The sequence below is a fragment of the Actinoalloteichus hoggarensis genome (assembly GCF_002234535.1).
GTDB classification, from domain to species: domain Bacteria; phylum Actinomycetota; class Actinomycetes; order Mycobacteriales; family Pseudonocardiaceae; genus Actinoalloteichus_A; species Actinoalloteichus_A hoggarensis.
Window position 1 is genome coordinate 2,211,114 of sequence record NZ_CP022521.1, and the last position, 25,451, is coordinate 2,236,564.

Annotated in this window: 22 protein-coding genes; 11 read left to right on the top strand and 11 right to left on the bottom strand. The window is 72.3% G+C overall.

From position 1 onward, the window contains the following. The first annotated feature begins 116 nt into the window (after window positions 1–116). Window positions 117–806, top strand: coding sequence for a RibD family protein (locus AHOG_RS09820; RefSeq protein ID WP_093941083.1), 690 nt, complete (start codon window positions 117–119; stop codon window positions 804–806). A 720-nt stretch (window positions 807–1,526) separates the two neighbouring features. On the opposite strand, the gene AHOG_RS09825 is transcribed toward AHOG_RS09820, so the two are convergent. The 6 genes from AHOG_RS09825 to AHOG_RS09850 all read right to left on the bottom strand — a co-directional run bounded on the left by AHOG_RS09825 (window position 1,527) and on the right by AHOG_RS09850 (window position 6,267). Further along, window positions 1,527–1,892: an ArsR/SmtB family transcription factor gene (locus AHOG_RS09825; RefSeq protein ID WP_093941084.1), complete on the bottom strand. Its 366-nt coding sequence runs from the start codon at window positions 1,890–1,892 to the stop codon at window positions 1,527–1,529. Beyond that, window positions 1,889–2,335: an SRPBCC domain-containing protein gene (locus tag AHOG_RS09830; RefSeq protein ID WP_093941085.1), complete on the bottom strand. Its 447-nt coding sequence runs from the start codon at window positions 2,333–2,335 to the stop codon at window positions 1,889–1,891. Before AHOG_RS09830 ends, AHOG_RS09825 begins: the two co-directional genes overlap by 4 nt. Before the next feature lie 167 nt (window positions 2,336–2,502). Continuing rightward, the gene (locus AHOG_RS09835) at window positions 2,503–3,486 is read right to left on the bottom strand and encodes an aldo/keto reductase (RefSeq protein ID WP_093941086.1); all 984 of its coding nucleotides are present in this window, start codon (window positions 3,484–3,486) and stop codon (window positions 2,503–2,505) included. A 150-nt stretch (window positions 3,487–3,636) separates the two neighbouring features. Then, a complete protein-coding gene (locus tag AHOG_RS09840; RefSeq protein WP_245856669.1) occupies window positions 3,637–3,978 on the bottom strand; it encodes a hypothetical protein in 342 nt (113 codons plus the stop codon). Further along, complete coding sequence (locus AHOG_RS09845; protein WP_157736742.1) at window positions 3,966–4,703, bottom strand: hypothetical protein; 738 nt, start codon at window positions 4,701–4,703, stop codon at window positions 3,966–3,968. The genes AHOG_RS09840 and AHOG_RS09845 overlap by 13 nt, the downstream gene beginning before the upstream one ends. Window positions 4,704–5,109: 406 nt before the next feature. Next, entirely contained in the window at window positions 5,110–6,267 is a 1,158-nt protein-coding gene (locus tag AHOG_RS09850; RefSeq protein ID WP_093941088.1) for a S1 family peptidase, read from the bottom strand. Window positions 6,268–6,716: 449 nt separating this feature from the next. Here AHOG_RS09850 and AHOG_RS09855 point away from each other — a divergent pair, with 449 nt between their 5' ends. Continuing rightward, window positions 6,717–7,385, top strand: coding sequence for a response regulator transcription factor (locus AHOG_RS09855; RefSeq protein ID WP_093941089.1), 669 nt, complete (start codon window positions 6,717–6,719; stop codon window positions 7,383–7,385). 105 nt (window positions 7,386–7,490) lie between these two features. Here AHOG_RS09855 and AHOG_RS09860 read toward each other — a convergent pair whose 3' ends face one another. Next, entirely contained in the window at window positions 7,491–9,131 is a 1,641-nt protein-coding gene (locus AHOG_RS09860; protein WP_169725835.1) for a GAF domain-containing sensor histidine kinase, read from the bottom strand. A gap of 516 nt (window positions 9,132–9,647) precedes the next feature. On the opposite strand from AHOG_RS09860, the gene AHOG_RS09865 reads away from it, so the two are divergent. From AHOG_RS09865 to AHOG_RS09885, 4 genes are all read left to right on the top strand, one after another. Continuing rightward, complete coding sequence (locus tag AHOG_RS09865) at window positions 9,648–10,130, top strand: universal stress protein (RefSeq protein WP_157736743.1); 483 nt, start codon at window positions 9,648–9,650, stop codon at window positions 10,128–10,130. A 416-nt stretch (window positions 10,131–10,546) separates the two neighbouring features. Next, window positions 10,547–11,104: a universal stress protein gene (locus tag AHOG_RS09875; RefSeq protein ID WP_093941093.1), complete on the top strand. Its 558-nt coding sequence runs from the start codon at window positions 10,547–10,549 to the stop codon at window positions 11,102–11,104. 298 nt (window positions 11,105–11,402) lie between these two features. Beyond that, entirely contained in the window at window positions 11,403–11,891 is a 489-nt protein-coding gene (locus AHOG_RS29310; protein ID WP_184450867.1) for a hypothetical protein, read from the top strand. Window positions 11,892–12,331: 440 nt separating this feature from the next. Continuing rightward, the gene (locus tag AHOG_RS09885; RefSeq protein ID WP_169725836.1) at window positions 12,332–12,913 is read left to right on the top strand and encodes a TetR/AcrR family transcriptional regulator; all 582 of its coding nucleotides are present in this window, start codon (window positions 12,332–12,334) and stop codon (window positions 12,911–12,913) included. 191 nt (window positions 12,914–13,104) lie between these two features. Here the strand turns inward: AHOG_RS09885 and recQ are convergent, their stop codons facing one another. Continuing rightward, window positions 13,105–14,946 (bottom strand): DNA helicase RecQ, encoded by a 1,842-nt coding sequence (recQ, locus tag AHOG_RS09890; RefSeq protein ID WP_093941096.1) that lies wholly within the window; start codon window positions 14,944–14,946, stop codon window positions 13,105–13,107. Window positions 14,947–15,259: 313 nt separating this feature from the next. Continuing rightward, a complete protein-coding gene (locus AHOG_RS09895; RefSeq protein WP_093941097.1) occupies window positions 15,260–15,826 on the bottom strand; it encodes a TetR family transcriptional regulator in 567 nt (188 codons plus the stop codon). Between the two features lie 67 nt (window positions 15,827–15,893). On the opposite strand from AHOG_RS09895, the gene AHOG_RS09900 reads away from it, so the two are divergent. Continuing rightward, window positions 15,894–17,957: an ABC transporter ATP-binding protein gene (locus tag AHOG_RS09900; RefSeq protein WP_245856670.1), complete on the top strand. Its 2,064-nt coding sequence runs from the start codon at window positions 15,894–15,896 to the stop codon at window positions 17,955–17,957. Then, on the top strand, window positions 17,957–18,754 hold the full coding sequence (locus AHOG_RS09905) for an SDR family oxidoreductase (protein ID WP_093941098.1): 798 nt from the start codon (window positions 17,957–17,959) through the stop codon (window positions 18,752–18,754). Before AHOG_RS09900 ends, AHOG_RS09905 begins: the two co-directional genes overlap by 1 nt. A gap of 59 nt (window positions 18,755–18,813) precedes the next feature. On the opposite strand, the gene AHOG_RS09910 is transcribed toward AHOG_RS09905, so the two are convergent. Then, window positions 18,814–19,626, bottom strand: coding sequence for a hypothetical protein (locus AHOG_RS09910; RefSeq protein ID WP_093941099.1), 813 nt, complete (start codon window positions 19,624–19,626; stop codon window positions 18,814–18,816). 161 nt (window positions 19,627–19,787) lie between these two features. Between AHOG_RS09910 and AHOG_RS09915 the strand changes: the two genes are divergently transcribed. The 3 genes from AHOG_RS09915 to AHOG_RS09925 are packed head-to-tail and all read left to right on the top strand — an operon-like array spanning window position 19,788 to window position 22,785. Next, a complete protein-coding gene (locus tag AHOG_RS09915; protein WP_093941100.1) occupies window positions 19,788–21,587 on the top strand; it encodes a carbon starvation CstA family protein in 1,800 nt (599 codons plus the stop codon). Then, a complete protein-coding gene (locus tag AHOG_RS09920; protein ID WP_245856671.1) occupies window positions 21,584–21,895 on the top strand; it encodes a cory-CC-star protein in 312 nt (103 codons plus the stop codon). The genes AHOG_RS09915 and AHOG_RS09920 overlap by 4 nt, the downstream gene beginning before the upstream one ends. Then, window positions 21,886–22,785, top strand: a complete 900-nt coding sequence (locus AHOG_RS09925; protein WP_093941101.1) for an ArsA family ATPase — start codon at window positions 21,886–21,888, stop codon at window positions 22,783–22,785. The genes AHOG_RS09920 and AHOG_RS09925 overlap by 10 nt, the downstream gene beginning before the upstream one ends. Window positions 22,786–23,223: 438 nt before the next feature. Here AHOG_RS09925 and AHOG_RS09930 read toward each other — a convergent pair whose 3' ends face one another. Beyond that, a complete protein-coding gene (locus AHOG_RS09930) occupies window positions 23,224–25,446 on the bottom strand; it encodes an iron ABC transporter permease (protein ID WP_093941102.1) in 2,223 nt (740 codons plus the stop codon). Between the last annotated feature and the right edge of the window lie 5 nt (window positions 25,447–25,451).

Below are 25,451 nucleotides of genomic sequence, written 5' to 3' on the forward strand. Positions count from 1 at the left end.
GAGATCCGCCCAGGCGCCGTAGGCGCTGGAACCGACGGCCTCGTCCGCGTCGGGGCCGTCCGATCAGTCGGTGACGGCGGGCCGCCCGCCCGCCTTCTCGCGTGGAAGGGGAATGCGTGTCACCTCGCCCCTATGTGCTGGCCTCGGCGGCGTGCTCGGTCGACGGCTATCTCGACGACGCGAGCGGGCAACGCCTGCTGCTCTCCGGTGCGGCCGACCTCGACCGGGTGGACGAGGTACGCGCCGGCGTGGACGCGATCCTGGTGGGCGCGAACACGATTCGTCGGGACGACCCCCGGTTGCTGGTGCGCTCGGAGCGCCGCCGCGCGGAGCGGGTGCGGCGTGGGCTGCCGCCGAGCCCGGTGCGCGTGACCATGACGGCCTCGGGTGAGCTCGACCCGACGGCTCGGTTCTTCACCGTCGGAGACGCCGCGCGGCTCGTGTACGTGCCGAGCGGCGAAGCCGAGGCGGTGACGGCCCGGATGGGATCGGCGGCCTCGGTGATCGACGCGGGCGACCCGCTGGACCTCGACGTCCTGCTCGCGGATCTCGCGGCGCGCGGGGTGCGACGGCTGATGGTGGAGGGCGGCGGCCGGGTGCACACCGCGTTCCTGGCCGCGGGCCTCGTCGACGAGCTGCACCTGGTGATCGCCCCGTTCCTCGTCGGCGACGCCGCCGCGCCCCGATTCGTCGGGCCGGCCGCCTTCCCACAGGACGCGGCGAATCGGATGACCCTGGTCGAGACGCGGGCCGTCGGTGACTGCGCCCTGCTGCGGTACCGCATCGACGGCGCCGAGCGCGGCTGAGAAGGCGGCAGACTGACCGGTATCGCGCCGAGATGCCCTGACATCGCGGTGCGCGCGGTGCACGACGGCCGTCGGCGCCGCCGCCCCATCAGCAGGACCACAGGCCGCAGGGTCACCGGCGGGCGGCGCGCGTAGTCGGACGGCGCTGCCCGCCTCGGCTTGCGACCGCACCCTCGGCACCGGACCGGGGCAGGGTGCTCCGCGGCGCGTGGTCGCGCCTGGGCTCGCGACCAGGGAGCCGCCGGAGGCTCCCGCCAGAACCGAGACCACCGCACCCTGCTCGGCGGTTGGTGTCCGCCACCGGGGCTGCCGAGCCGACGCGGCGGTGTCGACGAGCATCAACCCGCTGAGGCGCCCGCGCCGGGCAGGCCGGGACTGTTCCGGACGGAACGATCCCGGATGCGAACCCGGCCGGAGGACTCCGACGGCCCTGAGATCGAACACCGTGTGTGTGGCGAGCAGGGCGTAGGCGGCGAGGACGGTGAGCACGAGAATGACCATGACACGACTATCGAACGCGTGTTCTATTCTTGCAAGATATCGATCGAGTGGAGCCGATGGAACGAGCGGGCGGCAGCGCGACGGGTGACGCGCCCGACACGACGACGTCGAGTGGTGCGGGCCGTCGAAGACCCGGCCTCCTGGGTGGGAGGCCGGGCTGCCCCGTCGTCCGGCCGGCTGGCCGACCGGTGCGCCGCCTGGGATGGTGTGCGGCGTCGATCAGTCCGCGTTCCCGGCCTCGGTCGTCGGTTCGTCGCCCGCGCCGACGTCCGTCGCGTCGCCCTCGGCGAGCCGCTTGATCGCGATCAGACGCGCGTCCCACCGGTCTGCGAGCCGGGTGAGCCAGCTCGCGGTGCTGGTCAGGGCATCCGGTCGCACGGTGAATCGGACCTCGCGGCCGTGGCGGCGGCCGCTGACCAGGCCCGCTCGTTCCAGGACCGCCAGGTGCTGCACGACGGCCTGCCTGCTCACCGGCAGCGGTGCGGCCAGTGCGGTGGCGCTGGCCTCACCGAGCGTGGCGAGCTCGTCGAGGATGCGGCGTCGTGTCGGATCGGCCAGCGCCGCGAGGGTCTCCTCCTCCGTCATGCCGTCCGCGACTCCACGTAGTCGCGAAGACCTGCGAATCCGCCCTCCCAGCCCTGCTCGTTGTCCCGGACATGCCGCGAGCGCTCCTCGTCGGACCCCGCGAGTTCGCGGAAGCCCCGCTCGACGACCTGCACGCGCGTGCCCTCCCTGTCCGGGACGAGGGTGAACTCGACGAGCGTGGCGTTGCCTTCTCCCGCCGGGACGTCCGGGAGCAGTGCCCAGCGGAACGCGAGCCGGTGCGGCTGCTCGACCGCCTCGACGACGCCGTGGAAGGCGCCGTGTTCCTTCCAACGCAGCACCAGCGCGCCGCCCGGCCGCAGGTCGATCTCGGCGCCGTCGAAGGTGAACCACGCGGCCAGGTGGTCGGCCTCGGTGAGCACCGTCCACACGCGATCGCGCGGCGCGGCGATGTGGATCTCACGGCGGATCAGTTCGGGGATCATGGTCTTCCTTCGGGTCGTCGGACCGCACATGCCTATCGATGTGCAAGGTCAGACTTGCACGAGAGTCGCGCTCGTGCAAGTCGTCGCTTGCAATTGATGGCGGGTGGGATGCGGCCGCGCGAAGCCGACTCCGACGGCTCGGCGTCGACGGGCGAGGAACGCCCGGATCACCAGCGGCCGTGCACCGACGCCCGGATACGCTCGTCGTAGATCTCCCGCACACCCGCCGACACCGCCTCGGACAGCGGCGCCAGCGCGGCGGCCGAGGCGTTGGACCGAGCCTGCTCCGGGGTCCGCGCGCCGGGGATCACGGTGGTCACGCCGGGCTGGTCGAGCACCCACCGCAACGCGGCCTCGGCGGGCGTGCTCCCCTCGGGCAGCAGCGCCGCGAACTCCCGCGCCGCCGCCACCCCGGTGGCGAAGTCGACGCCCGAGAACGTCTCGCCGACGTCGAAGGCCGAGCCGTCGCGGTTGAAGGCCCGATGATCGTCGACGGCGAACTCGGTGTTCACGGTGTATCGGCCCGAGAGCAGCCCCGAGGCCAGGGGCACGCGCGCGATGATCCCCACCCCCGAGCGCCGCGCCGCGGGCAGGACCTCCTCCAACGGCTTGCGTCGGAAGGCGTTGAGGATGATCTGAACCGACGCCGTGCCCGGCCTCGCGATGGCCGTCAACGCCTCCGCACACGTCTCCACGCTGACGCCGTAGGCGGCGATCCGCTCCTCGGCCACCAGCGTGTCCAGCGCGTCGAACACACCGTCGGAGTGATAGACGGCCGTGGGCGGGCAGTGCAGCTGCACGAGATCGAGCCGTTCGACGCCGAGATTCGACCGAGAGCGGTCCACCCAGGAACGCAGGTTGTCCACCGTGTACCGCGCCGGGTCCAGCGGGGCCCGCCTGCCCGCCTTGGTGGCCACCAGGATGTCGAGACCGGGGTTGTCGGCCAGGAATCGGCCGATCAGGCGCTCGCTGCGCCCGTCACCGTAGACGTCGGCCGTGTCGAACATCGTGACGCCCGACTCCACCGCCGCCGCCAGTACCGCCGTCGCCGCGTCGTCGTCCACCCGGCCCCAGTCGGCACCCAGCTGCCAGGTGCCCAGCCCCACGACCGACACCGGCCGACCCGTCCTGCCCAGAACCCGCTGCTCCATGCCGCCGACGATAGCCGCCGCCCCGGCGCGGTCGACGCGGGCGCTCGGGCCGGGGCGACGCGGCCGCTCGGCCGGTGGCCGCCCGCGTCGGCTCGCCTCTCCTGGGCGGTCGAACCGGAGTCCCGATGCGTACGACGCCGGCTGGGCGGTTCACTCCGGCGTCTGGTCGGGGATGTCGAACCAGCAGATCTGGCCGGGCAGGGGGTCTTGGCCGTGGCGGATCATGGTGGTGACCTCGTGGTGGATGCGGTCGGCGGATTCGTCGGGTGTGGTGGGCCAGGGGGTGAAGCCGTGGGTTTCGGTGAGGGTTCCGGGGATGATGGTGCCGTCGCGGACGAATTGGACGGCGGCCTCGCCTGCTCGGCGAAGCAGATCGTCGGATGAGCCGGTGATCTCCAGGATCATGCTCTCGAGCTCGGCGAAGTAGACCCAGTCGTCCTCGGCCGCGTCGAGCAGCACGGTGCGCAGTTCGTCCAGCATCAGATACTCCACGTTTGCTTGTTCACATGAATCTTCAGCGATCGACCGCCGGGAATCTTGATGTCGATCGTTGGCTCGACCGTCGTCTTGGACTTTGTGCGGTAGCCGATCGTCGTGCCGTCCGGCAGCCTGAGCAGCCGTCCGATGTAGGAGTCGAGCTGCACGTCACTCCCGTTGACCGACAGATCGTCGAATAGTCGATCCAGCTCCTCGACGGCGCGTACTTCGCGGATCGGCTCCTTCTTCCGTCGTGCCGGGGCTCTGCCGATGGCACGACCCTCGTCGAGCACATGCTCGGTGGCCGTGCGGCCCTGCCACCTGCCCAGGGTCGAGGCGACGCCCGGCCGGTCCCGTCCGCATGGGGAGGCGTCCGCCGACGGCCTCCGATCCGGCTGTTCGACGGCCGCCGGCGTATCCGCCCGACGAGTTTCGGGACCGCCCGCCGGGTCCGTGATCGGACGGTCTCCCGTGGTCAGCGCGGCGTGGAAGCCGAGGATGACGTGTTCGGCCTGTTCGAGGCGCAGCGTCTCGTCCGTGATCGTCTCGCGCGCCAGGTGAAGGAGCATCAGCCCGTGTTCGACGCCGGGCGCCGTCGCTCCCGCGAGTGCGTCGGTCGTGAGGAGCAGAGCCTCGTCCAGGCACGCGGCGGCCGCCGACAGCGAATCCCGAGCCCCGGCGGCGCGATCCGCGGCGAGCAGTGACCGCCGCGCCACCTGCTGGAGCGGTGACATCCTCACCCGGCGATCACATCATGTGATCGACAGGGCGCCCTCGGCATCGATTGATCTTCGCTCGATCGGGCGACGTCGTGGTGCGCGAAGCGTTCCCGCCGGCCTGATTCCGGCGTTGCCGTTCCGGTCTGCTCCGCACTGAGCTTCAGGCGAGGAGAACCGACCCGTGATCGGGGCGCGAGCACCGTCCCGCAGCGCCGGACGTCTGCGCGCCTGCGGTCGCGGAGCACGCCCGAAGTCACCTCGGACAGCCCCGACAGCCCCGACAGCCCCGACAGCCCGCGCCGCCCCGGTGACGTCGGCCCACGACGAGGCCGGGGCGCCGCCTTGGTGCTCGGCGCCGCCCCGGCTCGGCGTGCTGGTCGACCCGCAGACGATCACACCCGTCCGTGCGGGACGCCTCGACCTCGGATCAGGCCGTGACCAGGCTCAACCCGTACACGGACAGGATCTCGTTCACCGGCTGGAAGAACGTCCGGCCGCCGGTGGTGCAGTTGCCCGAGCCACCGGAGGTGACGCCCTGGGCCTGATCACCGGTGATGTAGGAGCCGCCCGAGTCGCCCGGTTCGGCGCACACGCTGGTCTGCGTCATCTGGTGCACGGCACCCTGGCTGTAGTTCACCGTGACGTTGAAGGCCTGGATGGTCCCGCAGTGCCAGCCGGTGGTGGAGCCGGAACGGCAGACCGAGGAGCCGACCGGCGCGACGTTCGAGCCCCGGACGAGCACGTCGCTGACGGTGCCCCAGCCGAGAACGACCGGTTCGGTCCACCAGCCGTGGCCGATCCGCACCCAGCCGTAGTCGTCGCCGGGGAACGAGGAGCCCGCGAAGGAGCCCATCGCCGAGCCGTCCCAACCGGTGACCGAGCTGCCGACGCGGCCACAGTGTCCGGCGGTGACGAAGCCGCCGTGCACGGAGAAGCCGATCGAACAGCGGGTGTTGCCGTTGATGATGTACGGGTCGCCGCCGACGGTGCCCGCCGCGAACGTCTCCGGGCCCTCGGCGACCTCGGCCACCGTCACCGGGCCGGTCGCGGTCGCGGCCGCCAGGAAGGCGTCGACCTCGGGTCCCTCGGCGCCCGCGACGACGTCGACCACGACGCGGTTGGTCTCGAGGTCGACCCGCCAGCCCGCGATCCCGAGCGGGGCGGCCTCGACGCGAGACAGCGCGTCGATCTCGTCCTTGGCCGCGTCGAGCGTGGCCAGGCTGTGCTCGACCGGCACGGTGCGCACACCCTCCGCCCGAACCTCGTCGGCCTGACCAGGATCGGTCAGTCCGATGATCAGGTCGCCCGAGGTCGGGTCGAACCACGAGCCGCCGAAGGCGTCACCCGCCGCCGTCTCCGCCGCCGGGGCCGCGGCCATCGCGTCGGCCTCTTGGGCGAGTCGAATCTCGGCCTGTCGCTCGTCGATGCCGAACTCGGCGGCCATGGCCGACACCAGGCCGGGGGAGACCGCGGCGGGCTCCTCGGCGGTGGTGGAGTCCGCCGCCGCGGCGGTGCCCAGGCCTGCGGTGGTGCCTGCGGCCAGCAGCACCACCGCGCTCATTCTCGCGAGATTCCGATAGCTCATGTCGGGTCGACTCCTTCTCGTCATGCAGGGGGACGTGGTGTGGCGTCGATCGAGTGTTCGGGTGGTGGGCAGCCGTGTTCGTCCTCGTCGCGTGGTCCGCGGAAAGGCTGTTCGAGGGCAGGGGTATTCGAGGAATGCGGCGCACGACGTCCTGTCCGCTGTAGGGGAAGCGCATTCCTCGTGATGCCGACGTTATTCGTTCGGCGGGCCGGTGGTACCCCCGAAAGAGGTATATCGGTGGTCCTTCACCAGAAGGGGGATGAGCGTGTCGAACGGTGGCGGAGCGCCGTCGGTGCAGGTCGACGCCCGATTCCGGCTCGTTTCTCCGTTCTGGCCGGTTCCGCGGCGTCGCGGCGTCGCGGCCCTCGCGAATTCGGCGGTGGCATCGCCGGTCCGCCTGCGGCACGGTGGCAGAGGACGTGGACCGAGAGAACGGACGGTGACCATCGGTGCGAACGACTGTGTTCCTGGTCGACGACCACGACGTCGTCCGGCTCGGCCTGGCTCGCCTCTTGGAGGATCAGGACGATCTGGAGGTCGTCGGCGAGGCGTCCTCGGTGGCCGAGGCACTGGTCCGCATCCCGGCGTCCAGGCCCGACGTCGCGGTCCTGGACGTCCGGCTCGGCGACGGCAACGGCGTGGAGCTGTGTCGCGAGCTGCGATCGACGATGCCCGGGCTGAACTGCCTCATGCTCACCTCCTACTCCGACGACGAGGCCCTGTTCGACGCGGTCATGGCCGGTGCCGCAGGCTTCGTCCTGAAGGAGGTCCGGGGCGGCGACCTCGTCACGGCCGTGCGCGTGGTGGGGGCGGGCGGCTCCCTGCTGGACCCGCACACCACGACGGCGCTGCTCAACCGGCTGCGTCGCGAACGCGAGGAGACCGATCCGCTGCATGCGCTCAGCCATCAGGAGCGCACGGTCCTGGAACTCATCGGCGAGGGCCTGACCAACAGGGAGATCGCCCAGCGGATGTTCCTCGCGGAGAAGACGGCGAAGAACTACGTCTCGCATCTGTTGGCGAAGCTCGGCATGCAGCGGCGGACGCAGGCCGCGGTCCTCGCCACCCGGCTGCACCGCTCGACACCGCCGGATCCCGAGCCGGATCACTCTCCGTGACCGTCGGCCGCCCCGCGCCGCCGACCCGTCCGCCACCACCTGGTCGAAACGGCTCCGCCGAGTCGATCGCGAGGCGACGTCGGCGGCGAACAGTCCTCGATGGACTCAGTCGCGGCGCCGGGGTGCGGCACCGCGCAGCGGCGCCCGCCAGGACAGCCGGGTGCCGTGCGGTCGGGCGGCGGCGACCACGAGGGAGCCGCCTGCCTCGGTCGCCCGTTCGGCGAGGTTGCGCAGACCGCTGCGGGCCACGTCGTCGGGCAGTCCGATGCCGTCGTCGAGCACGTCGATCAGCAGGTGGTCGGTGACCTCCACGGTCACCGTGACCCGGCGGGCCTCCGCGTGCCGCACCACGTTGGTGACCGCCTCGCGCACCACGGCCTCGGCGTGCCCGGCCAGTGCGGCCGGCACCAGGGCGTCCACCGGACCCGACGTCCGGACGACGGCGGACAACGTCGTGTCCCGGGTCAGCTCGGACACGACATCGGCGAGCCGTCGGCGCGGCCCGGCCTCGCCCCCGGCCTCGGCGTGGAGGTCGAAGATGGAGGTGCGGATCTCCCGGACCGTCTCGTCGAGCGCGTCGAGCACCTCGTGAATCCGTTCGGACACCAGCGGATCGGCATTGCGTGCCACGGTCCGCTGGAGGGCCAGCCCGATGGCGAAGAGCCGCTGAATCACCTGATCATGCAGCTCGCGGGCGATCCGCTCCCGATCGGCCAGCAGATCGAGTTCCCGCCGGGTGCGCTGCCGCTCGACGAGTTGGAGGGTCAGCGATACCTGATCGGCGAAGGCCGCCATGGCCGGAATGCGTCCGACGGGCAGCGGTGCGCGCCGCGCCGCCCGTGCCACCAGTAGGGCGCCGGTGGGCTCGACCACGCCGCCCAGCGGCACGACGACCGCCGACCCCAGCGACAGACCGCCCGCGATGCGGCCCAGCGCGGTCGTCGCGGCCAGGTCCGCCGCCCCCAGCACGGTCGCTCCACCCGAAGCGGGTTCCGCCGTCGAGAGCAGCGCCGCCCGGTCGACGCGCTCGGCAGGCCGCCCGGCTGCCGCGCCCGCGGCACCCACGACCATCAGCGTCGGGGAGTCGCGTTCGGTCAGCAGCACCAGCGCCAGATCCGCCTCGGTCGATTCGAGGCTGCGGCGGGCCAGCAGATCGAAGGCGTCCTCGGTGCAGGCGCCCGCGATGAGTTCGGTGGTGATCTCACCTTCGACCGCCGCCCAGCGGCGTTGGTCACGTTCCTCCTCCACGAGGCGGGCGTCGGCCACCGCGATCCCGGCGGCCGAGGCCAGTCCGGTGAGCAGCTCCTCGTCACCTCGGGTGAAGCCGCCGCTCTTCCCGACGAGCGTCAGGCTGCCGTAGACCTCGGCCCGCACACCGACCGGGACGGCGAGCATCGAGGCGGCCTGCCGGGATTCGTCGTCCTCGGTGCCAGGGTGCCGGGTCGCCTTGCCGACCGGGACGGGTGGGACCGAGTGGGTCAGTCGATGCCAGCCTGGCGCGTCGATCCCGACGTAGACCGAGTCGCCGGGCCGGTCCGCCCCGGCCGCCGTGAACGCCCCGCAGTCCGCACCGACCAGTTCCAACGCCGATCGCAGGATCTGCCGCAGCGTCGATTCGAGGTCGGCCCCGGCGGCGACGGCCAACACGGCCTCGACCAGCGCACGATCCGCCGGGCCGCCGGATCTGCCCGTCCCGACCGAGACCTCGGCCTGGTCCGCGGGCGGGGTGGGCGGCGTGACGGACATCGACGGGCTCCGCTGGCGACGATGACGTGGCATTCGAACCGCGAGTCTAGCGGCGATGAGGGCATCGAGGCCGGTCCCGCGCCGATCATGCGCCGGTTCCGGTGAACGCCGCATCGCGGGTCTCTCGACTCTGACCCCCGCCGTCACCACCCCCGCCGGGGTCCTCGAATCCGTGGAGGTCCGCAGGCATCGGGTCCGCCTCGGTACGCGGCTCGCGAGCCCGCCGCAGGCTGCGGGCGGGGCGGCGTCGGTCTCGCCCGGCGCGGCCGGACACCGTCCGGTCGTTCAGCGTCGGACCCGCCGGTCAGGCCTCGGACGACCGGCACAGGACTGGCGGCAGGCGCGGCGGACGTGACCGGGGTCCTTGTCCTCTGTGCGCGTGATCGCGTGTCCGGGAGGCTGACGGGCGACGGCGCCTGGCGCTCGTCACGGACGGGCCACGCTCGGCAGACGGCGTCCGACGCCGACGCGCGGGCGCCCGTGCGGCTCGCAGGGACGGGAGGGAGTGGCAGCGACATGAACGAGACGCGAGAGGACATCGTGGTCGGGGTCGACGACTCCGAGGCGAGCGTCGCCGCCCTGATCTGGGCGATTCAGGAGGCACGCAGGCGAGACAGCCGTGTCCACGCTCTGCACGCCTGGCGGCGCGAGCCGCTCGCCGAGTTCGCCTTCACCGAACCGGAAGCGGCCGTCAGCGAGAGCGCCACGCTGCTGAACCGCCAGATCGCCAAGGCCCGCGAACGCGAGGGCGACGACGTGGAGGTGGTGCCGCGCGCCGTGCCCGGCACGCCCGCCGCCGTCCTGCTCGGCGCGGCCGCCGACGGAGAACTGCTCGTGGTCGGCTCCCATCGCGGCGGATTCCTGCGGGAGATGCTGTTGGGCTCGTGCAGCGCGGCCGTCGTTCGACACGCCCACACCCCGGTCGTGGTCATTCCCCCGCCGGGCCGAGACAGGCAGACGAACGCGACGGCGGCCCGAGATCCCTCGGCCGGGCCGTAGCGACGGCCGAGGCGTGGCGGGCCGTGCCGGGCGGCTTCAGGTGGTGGTCCGGCGGGGCGTCGAACGATGACGTCGTGCGGGCCGGGCCGCCGCACCGGTGCGCACACCGCCGCGCAGCCCGTTCCACGACCGGTGGGAGGCCGGCGAGAGGAGCCGCTGGGCGGCCCGCGGCGGCGGGTCCGCCCCGGCCGGCGCGCCGCGGCTGTTCGACGGCCGGCGGGGTCCGATGACGACAGGGTCGAAGGCCCCGGTGAGGACGGGGCGGGCGCCCGTGGTCGCGACCACCGGGTCGGCGCGAGCCTGGAGAAGAGACGACCGCACACGTCCGCCGGTACGGGGACACCGCCCGATCGCCTGATCGGCGATCGCCGCTGGAGCCGTCTCTGGTCGAGACGTCCGAGGAGGGAGAGCCGCCGATGAGTGAGGAGACGCCCGACCGCGTCGAGGGGAGAAGACCGATCGTCGTCGGCGTGGACGGCTCGGCGGCCAGCGTCGCCGCGCTCGCCTGGGTGCTGGCGCAGGGTGAGGCCCGTCGACGGCAGATCCACGCCGTCAGTGCCTGGCACTTCGTGCCGATGGCTGCCGGTCCCGCGACGGTGCTGGTGGACCCCGGCGACGCCCGACAGGACCATGTCGAGCGTCTGCGCGAGGCCGTGGCCGAGGCGGTGGAGAAGGTCACGGGTCCGTCGGGTCCCGGTTCCGTCGCGCCAGGCGAGCCCACCGGGTTGGACGACGTCGACATTCGACAAGAGGTGATCGAGGGGCCGCCTGCGACCGTGCTGCTGGACGCGGCGCAGGACGCGGCGGTGCTGGTGCTGGGCAGCCACGGCCATGGACGGGCCTACGCCTCGCTCGTCGGCTCGGTGAGCGCGGCGTGCATCCGGCATGCGCGATGCCCCGTGATCGTCATCCCGCCCGGCATGACGGAGGAGGAGACGACCGAATCCCTGCTGGCCGAAGGGGTCGGCGGATGAGCCCGCGGGCGAGCAGGTTCTCGACGGCATCGCAGCGTGCCAGAGGGCGGTGCGGGTCCGCGGCACCGGGCGGGCGATCCGCGTCGGGCTGCGCCGGAACATCGTCGGGCTGCGCCGGGAGATCAGAGTCTTCCGGCACGGGAACGAGGCCTTTCGCCCCTGTTCACATGATCACGACGGTCGCAGGCTGATCACAGGGCCCGGCCCGGCTCTCGGCGGGCGGGTGACGGGCCTGCGGGATCGAGGCCGTGTGGGACGCACGGGTCTCACGGTCTTTCACAGAGACGGGGGATCACTCATGAGTGAACTCGACGACTTCAGGGCCTCTCGGGAGGCCCGTCGGGAGGCGACCCGACCGGGCAGGCATTACGACCCGGGGGCGTACCTCGCCGAGCAGCGGATCCGGGAGAGCATCCTGCTGGCGGGTCGGGAGCAGCGGCGGGCCGAGGAGGCGATCCGGAGAAGGACGGCAGCCTCTCGCGTGGCGGAGGCGACCGCCGAGGCCCGTGCCGCGGCGCCGGCGGCGATGCCGACGGGATCGCCGTTGCCCCGGCCTGGAGAGGGACGGCCCCGTGAGGGACGGCCCGGTGAGGAACGACTTGGCGCGGGGAGGCCCGGTGCCGGGAGGCCCGCGCGCACGACCGACGCGCGTCACGGCACCGAGGCGGAGGCAGGCGCGGGAGTCGAGAGCGGCCTGCGTGCCCGGCGGACCCGCCGGGCTCACGCGATGCCCGCGGAGCGGCCCGCCCGACGCCGTTGGTTCTCGCTGCGCCGGGGACACGCCTGAGCCCTGCGGACGCTCCCTGCACGCAGGCCGGCCCGCCCCGAAGAGCGGGGCGGGCCGCGTCGCGGCGTGGGCCGCCGCGGTCCGTGCCGCCGAATCGCGTCCGGGCCGAGGGTCGCCTTCCCCGCCGGCTCTCGTCCGAGCCGGTCACGAAGGTCGTCGGAGAAATCCCGTTCCCTCGGGTCAGCGAATGTCGAGTAAGTGAATGAATACTTTCTCAAAATTCGCCTTGAGCGCACGCAAAGAATGGCACGTCCGTCGTCCTTGCGTCCTGCGGCGGCCGATGGCCGCGGTAGAGTCGTCGGCCGCGTGGTGAGACGGTGCTGGTCGCCGACACCGAAGCTCGTTACCATGGTCGAGTGCCGCTTGAGCGATCGTCCCGTCGGTCCACTCGGGGGACGACTGCTCCATTCGAGCGAGGCGATCGTCGAGAACGTGCGATCTTGAACAGCCTCACCGGATTGCTGAGCAACGCCCCGTTGCGTTCCATCAGCATCGGCGACATCGCGAAAGGCGCAGGAATCTCACGTCCGAGTCTGTATTTCTACTTCGATTCGAAGGCGCAGATCTTCTGCGCGCTGTTGGCGCGTACTCGGTACCACTGTCCGGACGACTTCCCACTGCTCGCCGCCGACCACGCCTCCCAGGTGGCGGCGGAGGTGCGCTCCATCGTGGACCAGACGGTCCGCTCCTGGCAGGAGAACACCGTCATCCTGCGGCGGGGTTTCGAGGCGGCCGAAGACCTCGACGTTCAACGGCAGTGGCAGCAGAGGCTGACCGGCCTCGTCGACTTCCTCGCGGACTGGATCGATCGCAGGCGGTCGGCGGGGCTGCTGGCGACGACCGAGGAGACGCCCGCCGAGCTGGCCGAGTCGCTGATCTGGCTGTTCGAGAAGAGCTGCTATCGGCTGTTCTCCTCCCACTCCACCACGTCGGTCGAGCAGGATCGCCGCGCGGCGGTGCTGGCAGGCGTCGGCATGCGCATCCTGGGGGAGATGCCCGCACGGGTGGTCGGCGACCGCTGATCGTGACCGCGGACGCGGGGACGCATCACACCGACCGGATCCCCGCGCCGCCGCGCTGGGACGTCCGCCCGGCGCCGTTCACCGTCTCGGTTCCGGCCGTCCTCGCGACCTCCCTCCGCGTCGCCGTCCTCGCCGTGCCCGGGCAGCTCGCGCGACGTCCGGTGTTCGCGGCCCGCCGCGCCGGTGGGGCCTCACTCGCCGAGGGTGTCGAGGATCTGCTGCCCGTACTTCGCCAGCTTGTTCTCGCCGACGCCGCTCACCGTGCCCAGCTCCGCGAGCGTCGACGGGCCTCGGGAGGCGATCTCTCGGAGCGTGGCGTCGTGGAAGATCACGTAAGCCGGAACGCCCTGCTCCTTGGCGGCGGCCGACCGCCAGGCACGCAGCCGTTCGAAGACCGGCACGGCCTCGGCGGCGAGGTCGGCGGCGGGCGCCCCCTTCCGGCTCCTGGGCTGCTTGGCGGCGCGAGCGGCTCGTTCCGGCTCCCGACGAAGCGGGACCTCCCGTTGCCGGGCGAGCACCGCATTGCTGGCCTCGGTCAACACCAGCACGTGATAGTCGCCCGTCACCGTGAGCAGACCCTGGGCCAGGAGCTGACGCACCACGCCGCTCCACTCGGAGTCCCGTAGCTCCGTTCCGATGCCGAACACCGTCAGCGAGTCGTGGCCGTGCTGCACGACCTTGGGCGTGCGCCTGCCCAGGAGGATGTCGATGACATGGCCCGCGCCGAAGCGCTGGTCGCGTTCGCGATCGAGCCGGTACACCGCCGAGAGGATCTTCTGCGCCGGGATCGTGCCGTCCCAGGACTCCGGCGGCGTCAGACAGGTGTCGCAGTTGCCGCACGGCGAACTCTGCTCCCCGAAGTACGCCAGCAGCTGGACGCGTCGGCAGGCCACCGTCTCGCAGAGCGCGAGCATGGCGTCCAGATGGGTGGCGAGCCTGCGGCGGTGGGCGGCGTCGCCCTCCGAAGAGTCGATCATGCTGCGCTGCTGCATGACGTCCTGCAGGCCGTAGGCCATCCAGGCGGTGGACGGCAGTCCGTCCCGCCCGGCCCGGCCGGTCTCCTGGTAGTACCCCTCCACGGACTTCGGCAGGTCGAGATGGGCGACGAAGCGCACGTCGGGTTTGTCGATGCCCATGCCGAAGGCGATCGTGGCCACCACGATCACCCCGTCCTCGCGGAGGAACCGCGCCTGGTTCGCCGCGCGGACGGCCGGGTCGAGCTTCGCGTGATACGGCACCGCGGGGAGGCCGTTGTCCACGAGGAACTGTGCGGTCTTCTCGACGGAGTTGCGGGACAGGCAGTAGACGATGCCCGCGTCACCCGCGTGTTCGGTGCGCAGCAGTTCGAGCAGCTGCTGCTGGGCGCGGTTCTTCAGGCCGATGCGGTACTGGATGTTGGGTCGGTCGAAGCTGGCGACGAAGTGCCGTGCCGCGCCGAGGTTGAGCCGCGTGGCGATCTCGGTGTGGGTGGCCCGGGTGGCCGTCGCGGTCAAGGCGATCCGGGGGACGTCCGGCCAGCGCTCGTGCAGCATCGACAGCTCGAGGTAGTGCGGACGGAAGTCGTGGCCCCACTGCGCGACGCAGTGCGCCTCGTCGATGGCGAACAGCGAGATCGTGCCCCGGTCGAGCAGCCGGAGCGTCGACTCGACGGTCAGCCGTTCCGGTGCCAGGTACAGCAGGTCCAGTTCGCCCGCGAGGAAGGCCGTCTCGACCGCGCGTCGCTGGTCGAAGTCCTGGCTGGAGTTCAGGAAGCCTGCTCGGACACCGAGTGCCCGCAGCGCGTCGACCTGGTCCTGCATCAACGCGATCAGCGGTGACACGACGATGCCCACACCGTCGCGGACCAGTGCCGGGATCTGATAGCAGAGCGACTTGCCGCCACCGGTCGGCATCAGCACGAGGGCGTCGCCGCCGCCGATCACGTGGTCGATGATCTCGGCCTGATCGCCCCGGAACGAGTCGTAGCCGAACACCCGGCGCAGTACCTGCAGCGCCTCGCTCACCTCAGGGTCGGTCGTCACCGGGGAAGCCATCGGGGGAGTCTAGCGACCGGGCGGGAGCGCCCTCGGGGTGTGCGGCGGGTGGGCCCGACGGCCGTCGAGCAGCGTGGCGGGTTCGATGCCGAGAGCCGGAACGGGAGTGGACCGGGCGGAGTCGGGCCGGGCCGGACGCGGCGCCCGACCCTTCCCGCCCGGCTCGGCGTGATCGTGATCCGGGGCCGGTGGGAGACCGCCGGGGAGCGGGTCGATCAGCGCCCCTCGGCGAGGACCTGACGACGCCTGCCGCCGGGCTCTCCGCCGACGCCCCGGCCCGAGGCGACGGCGGGTCGATCACCGCACCCGTCGATCACGGCGCCACGGCCTTGAGGAAGGACCGCAGGCAGACCGTCAAGGCCTCGTGCCGCGACACGCCGTTGGTCCGCAGATGACTCCAGCCCGCGTACAGGGTCGACCAGAGAAGCTGACCGATCCACTCGGCCGGGAGCGTGGGATCGATCGTCCCGGCGGCATGGCCGCGGGCGAGAAGGGCGTCGAACGCCTCGTCGGCCCACGTCCCGTCGTCGGCGCCCGTTCCATCACCGGGCGGGCCGGTGGTGACGAGCATCAGGATGTCACCGAGGTCGAAGTACTCCTGGACCAGGCGCGACAGCGCGTCGGGAGCGGACCCCTCGTCCAGCCGTGCGCGGCGAGCGGCCGCCGCGACGCGCTCGGTCGCGTGATCGGACAGGGCCGTCAGCAGGTCGGCGCGTTCGGGGAAGTACCGCTGCACGGTGCTCCTGGCCACCCCGGCGGCGGCGGCCACCTCGGCGAGCGAGGCCGCCGGGTCCGAGCTGAACACGCCGACCGCCGCGTCCAGGATCGTGTGGCGTGTCCGGGTCCGTGTTCGCGACTCCGCCTCCGCTGCCCTTTCCATGCGCAGCAATGTAGCGAAGGCACCATTCGCTTTGACAAAATCGGGCTCACATGACCTACTTTGAGTCGTGATTGACTCAAAAACGGTCAGCTCGGGCCGAGCGGAGCGGCGTGGATCTGGCCTTCGGCTGCTGTGGAGCTTCGCTCGGCCCCACCGGCGGTCGCTGATCGGCGCGCTGCTGCTGTCGCTGGTCGCCTCCGGCATGGACCTGGCCACCCCGATGATCATCAAGCGGGTACTGGACTCGTTGAGCGGCGAGGCGAGCCTGGCAGGCCCCGTCACCCTGCTCCTGGCCCTGCTCGTCGCGGGGATCGTGGCGAACGTCTGGCAGTCGATGCTCGTCGGGACCGTCGCGGAGCGGCTGGTGTTCGACGCCCGCCGATCACTGATTCGTCGTTACCTGCGAGCCGCGCTGCTCCCGCTCACCCGGCGACCCGTCGGAGAACTGGTCACCCGGGTCACCTCCGACACCGTGCTGCTGCGTGAGGCGGCCTCCTCCAGCGTCATCGGGATCATCGACGGCACGGTGGTGCTGGTCGGCACGCTGGTCATGCTGGCGATCCTCGACCTCCCCCTGCTCGCGGTCGCCGCGGGCGCGATCACCCTCGTCTCGCTGGTCTTCCTGGCGCTCATGCCCGCGATCGCCACCGAGCAGCAGCGTGCGCAGGAGTCGCTCGGCAGGCTCGGCAGCGGTATCGAAGGGGCGCTGCGCGCACTCCGGACGATCAAGGCCGAGCGGGCGGAGGAACGGATCGGCCACCGCGTCATCGCCGACGGCCGGCGCGCCGCCCGGCACGGAATCGCGGCGGTGCGGCGGGAGGCCGTCGCCATGACCATCGCCTCGGCCGGAATCCAACTGGCGTTGATCGGCGTGATCGGCTTCGGCGGCTGGCGCGTCGCCGCAGGTCAGCTGGACGTCTCGACATTGATCGCCTTCTTCCTGTACTCCGTCAACCTCCTCGGCCCGGTCATGGGGCTCGCGGGGGAGGTGACGTCGGTCCAGTCGGGCATCGCCGCCGCCGCGCGCATCCGGGAGATCGAGGACCTTCCCGCCGAGGCGGCCTCGGCGGGCTCCGCCTGCGCGGGCGGGCAAGGGCCCGGAGATCGGCCGAGGCTCGACGGGCGTGCGGGCGCCGACGAACACGGGGGACCCGCGCGCCGGACGGACCGGCGGGACCCCACGCCGCTCATGCCCACGCCCAGCCCGCCGGAGGCATGCGACGACGCGCTGATCCGGTTGGAGTCGGTCACCGCCTCCTACGAGCACGGCAGCGAACCCGCCGTCCGCGAGGTCAGTCTCAGCGTGCCGAGACGAGGTCACCTCGCCATCGTCGGTCCCTCAGGGGCGGGCAAGACGACGGTGTTCTCCCTGCTGCTGCGATTCCTCGAACCAGACAGCGGCCACCTCACGGCGGCAGGCCGCCGGTACAGCGAGCTGACCCCGCACGAGGTGCGAGGACGGTTCGCCTATGTGGAGCAGGACACGCCGGTCGTCCCGGGGACGATCCGCGAGAACCTGACGCTCGCCCGATCCGACGCCACCGACGACGAACTACGCCGCGTCCTCGGCGACGTCCTGCTCGCCGAGCACGTCGACTCCCTCGCCGAAGGACTGGACACCCCGTTGTCGGCGGCGGCGATCTCCGGCGGTCAGCGGCAACGCATCGCCTTGGCCCGGGCGTTGCTGCGCACACCCGACGTCCTGCTCCTCGACGAGGCGACGGCCCAGATCGACGCGGTTACGGAGTCGGCGATCACCGCCTGCCTCCGCACTCGCGCCGAAGTCGGCGCCGTCGTCACCATCGCCCATCGCCTGTCGACCGTCCTGCACGCCGACCGGATCGTCGTCATGGAACACGGGCGGATTCGCGCGACCGGCACCCATGCGAGCCTGCTCGCCGCCGACGAGCTGTACCGCGAACTCGTCCACGCCCTCCACATCGCCGCGGAACCCGCCGCGGAGGCGCCCGCCGCGAGACCCTCGGCCGCGACCCGCTCGGCTTCGCGGCACACCGCCGCTGCGTCCATCGTGTCCGCCACCGTGCCCGTCGCCGCGGACGGCTCAGCGACCCACGTGAGAACCCCCGACGACCCGACCCCGCACAGCGCGGCAGAGCAAGGGAGCAGCTGATGAGAATCCTCGTGACCGGGGCCACCGGGAACATCGGGCGGATGGTGATCGACGCGCTCGACGGCGTCGACGCCCAGGTGCGGGCGCTCACGGTCGATCCCGCGCGGGCGGCACTGCCCGCGCACGTCGAGGTGGTCGTCGGTCGCCTGAGCGACCCGGCGAGCTGCTCGCGGGCGTTCGCCGACGTCGACCGGATGTACCTTGCTCCGCTGCCCGACACCGTCGACGAGGTGACCAGGACGGCCGCCGCGGCAGGCGTCCGCCGCATCGTCGACCTGTCCGGCGAGCCGGAGAGCTGGTGGAGCGGTGTCGCCGAGGCGGTGGAGGCCTCGGGCGTCGAGTGGACCCACCTGTGGCCTGCCGAGTTCATGGAGAACTTCACCCAGTGGGCCGATCAGATCCGGCTCACCGGCGAGATCCGCGACGCCTACCCGGACTCCGCGGGCGTGCCGATCGCGATGGCGGACGTGGCCGGGGTCGCGGCCGCCGCCCTGATCTCGGACGACCTGGTGGGCACCGCACTCAGCCTCACCGGGCCGGAGGTCGTCACGAGACTGTCGGCGGCCCGAGCCCTCGGGGCCGCTCTCGGGCGAGAGATCCCGTTCCACCGGCTGACCCGAGTCGAGGCCGTCGAGCAGCTGACGCCGTCGATGGGCGACGCCGCCGAGTGGTATCTGGACATCCTCGCCGCCGGACTCGACGAACCGCCGGAGCCCGCCTCCACCGTCGTCGACCTCACCGGCTCGACGATCACGTTCGCCGAGTGGGCCCGCGCGCACGTCGACGAGTTCCGCTGAGGGAGGACGGCGGGCGTCGCTCGGGTTCGAGCGGGCCCTCCCGCCGTTCGTCGGGTGTCTCAGCCGGAGACGCCGAGCCTGCTCTCCAGCTCCGCGACGCCGGCTCGGCAGTCGCGCGCCAGCGTGCGGTGACCGTGGAGGCGTCCCAGGATGCCGTGCGGGCGGATCGTCTCGACCGGCCCGCCTGCCGCGTCCGCCACGCGCAGCGTCCGACCGGTCAGCCCTCCGGCCCGGTGCCAGGTCTCCCACCGCTCGAAATCGGGACTGTGTCGATGGCCGAACACGTAGGCCTGCTCGCCGGCTCCAGGCGGGCAGGCCGCGGGAAGCAGCAGCGAGACGTCATCGCGGGCCGACCAGTCCCGTGCCGACACGACGTCCACGCGGGGGAGCAGCCCCTCGGTATCGGCCTCGCGCACCAGCAGGGCGTCGTCCGCCGTGAGCCGGGGCGGCAGCGTCCGCACCTCGACGTCGACGTCCAGGCCGACGATCGCCCGCGCGATCCACCACCAGTTCTCTCGGCGGGCGAGCATGCTGTCCGCCCGCAGCCGCGTCGGCGGATACTTGACCAGCTCCTGATGCAGCAGCTCCTCCTGGTAGACGGCGCCCGCCAGATCGTGCTCGACGTGCACGCGCCCCACGGCGACCATCCCCGGCCCGGGCCTGCCCGCCGCATCGGGTGGTCCGGGCACGGAGAACGCGGCGACCCGACCCGTGACGTCGTCCACCTCGGACAACCGGGCGAGCGGGAAGGCCACACAGGGCAGACCCCCGCGGGTCAACGGGACCACCGCGACGCCCCTGGGGCCGTCCGCGCCCAGCCAGCAGAGCTCGCCGGTCCCGGCCCGTCGCCATCGCCGGATGAAGTCCTCCATGCCGTGCCTCCCGCGGACAACCGTCCACGGTGGCCGCGTCCGGTGTCAACAATCCAGCCGCTGCTCCTTATCAAGCGGCCCGTCCTTCGGTAGCTTCTGGTACGCCTGTCGGGCGGGCAACGGAGTCCTCCCGGCGACGCGAGAGAAGGGGGCCGCTGCGGATGCCCGCCATCGTGGTCATGCTCGCCGTCATCGCGATCTTCGCGGTGGCCTACCGCTATTACTCGGCATATCTGGCCCGCCGCGTCTACGTGCTCGATCCGTTGTACGTGACTCCCGCCCACCGCTTCGCCGACGGCATCGACTTCGTGCCCACCAACAGGCACATCGTCTTCAGTCACCACTTCATCTCGGTGGCGGGCGCCGCCCCGATCGTCGGACCCGCAGTCGGGGTCTACTGGGGATGGGGTCCCGCCCTGATCTGGGTCGTGGTCGGCTCCGTCTTCGCAGCGGGCGTGCACGACCTCGGCTCGCTGGTCGTCTCCGTGCGGCACCGCGCCCGCAGCATCGGGGCACTCGCCGGCGAGGTGATCAGCAAGCGGGCCCGGACGCTCTTCCTGCTGATCATCTTCTTCCTGCTGACCCTGGTGAACGCGGTGTTCTCCGTGGTCATGGCGAACCTGTTCATCGCCAACCCGGCCTCGGTGCTGCCGGTCCTGGTGCAGATCCCGCTGGCGATCGCGGTCGGCCAGTACATCTACCGCACCAGGACGGCGGCGCTCGTCCCCTCGATCGTCGCGTTGGTCGTGGTCTACGCGGTGATCCCGCTCGGCCTGCTCGTCCCGATCTCCCTGGACCCGCTGGCCTCGGCGCTGGGGATGGAGGCCCGCACGCTGTGGATCATCCTGATCTTCCTCTACGCCTTCGCCGCGTCCCGGATGCCGGTGTGGATGCTGCTGCAGCCCCGTGACTACATCAACCAGCATCAGATGATCCTGGCGCTGGTGATCATCTTCGTGGGCATGGGCGTCGGCCTGAACCGCATCGTCGCCCCCGTGGTCAACGACGTGCCCGCCGACTCGCCCCCGTGGTTTCCTCTGCTGTTCGTGACGATCGCCTGCGGCGCCATCTCCGGATTCCACAGCCTCGTCGCGTCCGGCACGACGGCCAAACAGATCGACAAGGAGACCGACGCCCGGTTCGTCGGCTACACGTCGGCGCTGGGCGAGGGGGGTCTCGCGGTCTGCTCCATCCTGGCCTGCACCGCCGGGATCGCCGCCACCACGGCCGACTGGAACATGCTCTTCGCCGACTTCGACACCGCCTCGGGCGGCGCGACCGGCAACTTCGTCAACGGTGTCGCCAACTTCGCAGCCAACCTCGGCATCCCGCTGGAGGTCGGCGTCGTCTTCGCCGCCGTCGTCGTCATCAGCTTCGCCGCCACCACCATGGACACCGGCGTGCGGCTCCAGCGCTACATCGTGCAGGAGATCTCCGAGGTCGTCCGGTTCCGCCCGCTGGCCCGCGGCATCACCTGGTCGTCGATGATCGCGGTCGCCGTGCCGCTGGCCCTGGCGCTCGCGCCCGGCGACCTGGCCTTCGGAACACTGTGGCAGCTGTTCGGCACGACCAACCAGCTCACGGCAGGCCTCGCGCTCGCCGTCATCGCCGTCTGGGTCACCAAACGGCGGCGCAACCCGGTGGCGGTGCTCGTGCCGCTGGTGTTCCTGATGATCATGACCTCGTGGGCGCTCATCATCAATCTGATCGAGTTCGTCCGGGCGGGCGAGTGGCTGCTCGCGCCGCTCGACGCGATCATCTTCGTGCTGGCGCTCTGGCTGATCGTGGAGGCCACGCTGGCGCTGCGGGGCGCCTGGGCGAGCCGCTCTCTGCCCGAGTCCGACGACGGCTCCGACGCTGACTCCGAGGAGTCTGCCGACTCGGCCGCCGGTCCGGCCGCCGCAGGCAGCGTGACGGAGCCTCGGGCTCCGCGCGACGGCTCGGAGGCCGACGAACGGTGACGGACGCCGCCGCGCAGGACCCGCGCCGAGGACGAGCCGGACCGCTCGGCCGGGTCCGGGCGGGTCTGCGGGCGGCGGCCGACTTCCACGAGGCCTGGTTCACCGCCCGCTGGCGGTCGGCCCTGCGGCGAGAGGCACGGGACCAGCAGGACACGCTGCGCGCCCTGATGCTGCTCGACACGCTGGGCGTGGACAGTCCCGTCGCCTACGAGACGCTGGAACTGGTGCCCTTCGTACTGGCGGACCTGCACGACTGGCACCGTCGGATGGGCCGGGACGAGTACGACGGGCCGGGAGGATGCTGTTGATCCGGCCGATCATCTTCTTCGCGGGGAAGGGAGGAGTGGGTAAGACGACGATGGCCGCCGCGCATGCGCTGGCCGCAGCCGACGCGGGACATCGCACGCTGGTCGTCTCCACCGACCCCGCCCATTCGCTGGGCGATGCCTTCGAGATCAGCCTGGGCGACCGGCCTCGGCGGATCGCCGACGGACTGTGGGCGGCCGAACCCGACGCGGCCGCCGCGGTGCGTCGCCGGGTACGGCAGGTCGAGGACGACGCGGCGGCGGCGCTGCCGCGCGCGATCATGCCCGCCGTACGGCAGCACCTCGGCCACGCCTCGGCGGGGCCGGGCATGACCGAGTCGGCGCTCACCGACCTGCTGACCGGATACCTGGCGGAGGTGCCCGACCGGTGGGATCGACTGATCGTGGACAGTGCGCCCACCGGTCACCTGCTGCGGATGATCGCCCTGCCGTCGTTGCTGGCACCGTGGATTCACGGCCTGGTGCGCCGGAGGGAGCGAGTGGTGGCCGCCGATCGCTTCGCGGAGGCGGTCCTCGGTGGAGTGGGGCCCGAGGAGGACCCGCTGTTGGAGCGCCTGCACCAGCGACGTCGGCGCTTGGAGGAGGCGGCAGGCCGGCTGCGCGACGACGCCGAGGTGCGGCTGGTGCTCGTCCCGCGACGCATGGTCCTCGCGGAGACCGAGCGGGCGGCCGACGCGCTCGCCGAGGGCGGGTTCACCCTCGGCCGGGTGGTGCTCAACCAGGTCGGTCCCGACGCCGACCCGACGCTGCTCGCGGGGATCACGCGGCGCTTCGCCCGTCCCGGCGTCGCGTGCTACGCGACCGCCCCGGCCGAGCCCACCGGCTTCGGCCGACTCCGCGAGTTGGCGGCGAGCGGGCGAGACGACCGGTGAGGACGTCGACCGGTTCTCGAGAGCGCGTCGCGGGCGAGCCGCTCGTCGTCGCGGCGTCGATGCGGACGACGGCGAGCCGTCGGGGCCGGTTCGTCCGCTCGGGCTCGCCCGTCGGCTCGGGACGGGACGGCACCGGCGGGAACCCGCCCGGTCGTCGGCCGGGCCGCGGTGCCTGCCGCGAACGAGGCTGCATCGCGGGCTCCCCGCGCCGAGGGGCCGCGCCGCGGCTGTGCGGGACGGCTTCATCCGGCCTGACCGGGTGGTGCGGCGGTGCGGAGCCGCGCCGCCCGCGCGCGGCGGAGCGCACGGCGGGCGACGTGGGCGCGTCGGACACCGAGGCGGGGCACGTCGGCGGGAGTCGGACGTCCGCCGACTTCCGCCGTGCTCGGCCGTGGTCAGGCCGAGATCCGGGTTGTTCGTCCCCGACCCCGTCGCGAGCTACTCCGACCGCACCCGGCTGCGGTACAGCAGCCAGATGAAGTACGGGGCCCCGATGATCGCCGTCATGAGGCCGGCAGGCAGCTGGCCGGGCGCGATGACGGTCCGACCGATGGTGTCGGCCGCACACACCAGGATGCCGCCCAGGAGAGCCGCGACCGGCAGCGCCCTGGCGTGCCGCCGACCGACGATCGCGCGGGTCGCGTGCGGCGCGACCAGGCCGACGAAGGCGATGACGCCCACTCCGGCGACCGCGGCTCCGGTGAGCAGGACCGAGCACACCATCAGCAGCAGCCGGGAACGGGACACCGGCACGCCCAGCACCCTGGGCGTCTCGTCGTCGAGGGACAGCAGGTCCAGCTCGCCTCGGGCCCGGATGAGCAGCGGGACCACGAGCAGCACCGCGAGCACCATCGGGACGAGGTGCTCGAACGACCGGCCGTAGGTCGAACCCGCCAGCCACGTCAGTGCCTTGGTCTCGTTCCACGGATCGGTCAGCACGATCAGCAGCGTGATCAGGGCCTGGGCAACCGCCTGGACTCCGAAGCCGATCAGCACCAGACGTTCGCTCGCGAAGCCGCCCTTGGCCGCCATCAGGAACACCACGGCCGTCGCCAGGGCAGCGCCCACGCCTGCCGCGCCTGCCTGGGCCCAGAAGCCGACGGCGGGTACCAGCGTGATCACCGTGACCGCGCCGAGTCCCGCGCCGCCCGCGACGCCGATGATGCCGGGCTCGGCCAGCGGATTGCGCGCCACCGCCTGGATGACGGCGCCCGCCAGCGCCAGGGACGCGCCCGCGAGGAACGCGGCCACCACCCGCGGCGCCCGATTCTCCATCACGTTCGTGACGATCGGGCCCGCCTGCCCGGTCAGCCAGTTGACCACGTCGCCGAGCAGGAGAAGCGTGTCGCCGAGCAGGACCGACCCGGTGACCACGCCGACGCCCACGACCGCCAGCGCGCCGAGGGTCAGCCGGAAGCGGGCTCGGCTCACCCCGCCTCGGGCGCCCGCCGCGGGCGGCTCGGTCGCCTTCCCCGTGACGCGGACGTTGCGGGCCAGGACCACGAGGAAGATTCCGCCGAGCACCGTCGTCACCACGCCCGTCGGCACCTCCAGCGCGGTCTGGGAGCCGATCAGCGCCCGCAGCAGCACGTCCGCGCCCAACAGCAGTGCGACGCCCATCGCGGCGGAGACCGGGATCAGCGCCGCATGCCGATGCAGACCGGGCACCACGTTCACCATCAGCCGGACCAGGGCGGGCGCGGCCAGCCCGATGAATCCGATCGGCCCCGTCAGCGTCACCGCCGACGCCGACAGCAGCACCGCCAGTGTGATCGCAACGAAGCGGATGCGCCCCACGTCGACGCCCAGACTGCGTGCGTGGTCCTCGCCGAGGTGGACGAGGTCCAGCCGTCGGGACATCGCCAGAAGCAGCAGCAGCGTCCCGCCGACCACCGGTCCGAGCGTCTGGACGCCGTCGAGCCCGTTCTGACCCAGTGAGCCCGCTCCCCAGGAGAACAGCCCGCGCGTCTCCTGCGCGAACAGCAGCAGGAGGACACGGGTCACGGCGGCCATGGCGAGCGCGGCGGCGGTGCCCGCCAACACCAGCCGCACGATTCCGGTGCCGCCGGTCCCGGACAGGGTGAGGACGAGCGCGGCGGCGGTGAGACCGCCCGCGAAGGCGATGCCCGCCGCGCCGAGCATCGGCACCGTGATGCCGAAGGCCGAGACCGCGACGATCGCCAGGTGCGCCCCGGCGTTGACGGCCAGCGTGTCGGGCGACGCCATGATGTTGCGCGCCACGGACTGGAGCACCGCCCCAGCCACGCCGAGCGCGACGCCGACGACGGCCGCGGCGAGCAGCCGCGGAAGCCGTGACTCGAACACGACCGCCGCCGTGTGGTCGGTACCGCCGCCGAACAGCAGCCGCACCACATCGAGCGCGTCCAGGTTGGACGTGCCCTGGGTGAGGTGGACCGCCGAGCCGAGCACGATGACCGCGACGAGGCCGCCGATCAGCAGTACGAGCCGGCCCCTTCCTCGGTTCGCGGCGGACGGTCCCGGCGGCCGCCCGGCGGGTGGTCGCGACGCCGCCGTGCCTGCCGCGGGCGTGTCTGGCGAAGGGACGTCCGGCGGGGGGACGTCCGACTCGGACGTGTCCGTCCGCGAGAAGGCCGTGCGTGATCGGGCCGCCCGCGAGGCGTCTGCTGGAGAGCTGCTCACCGTCG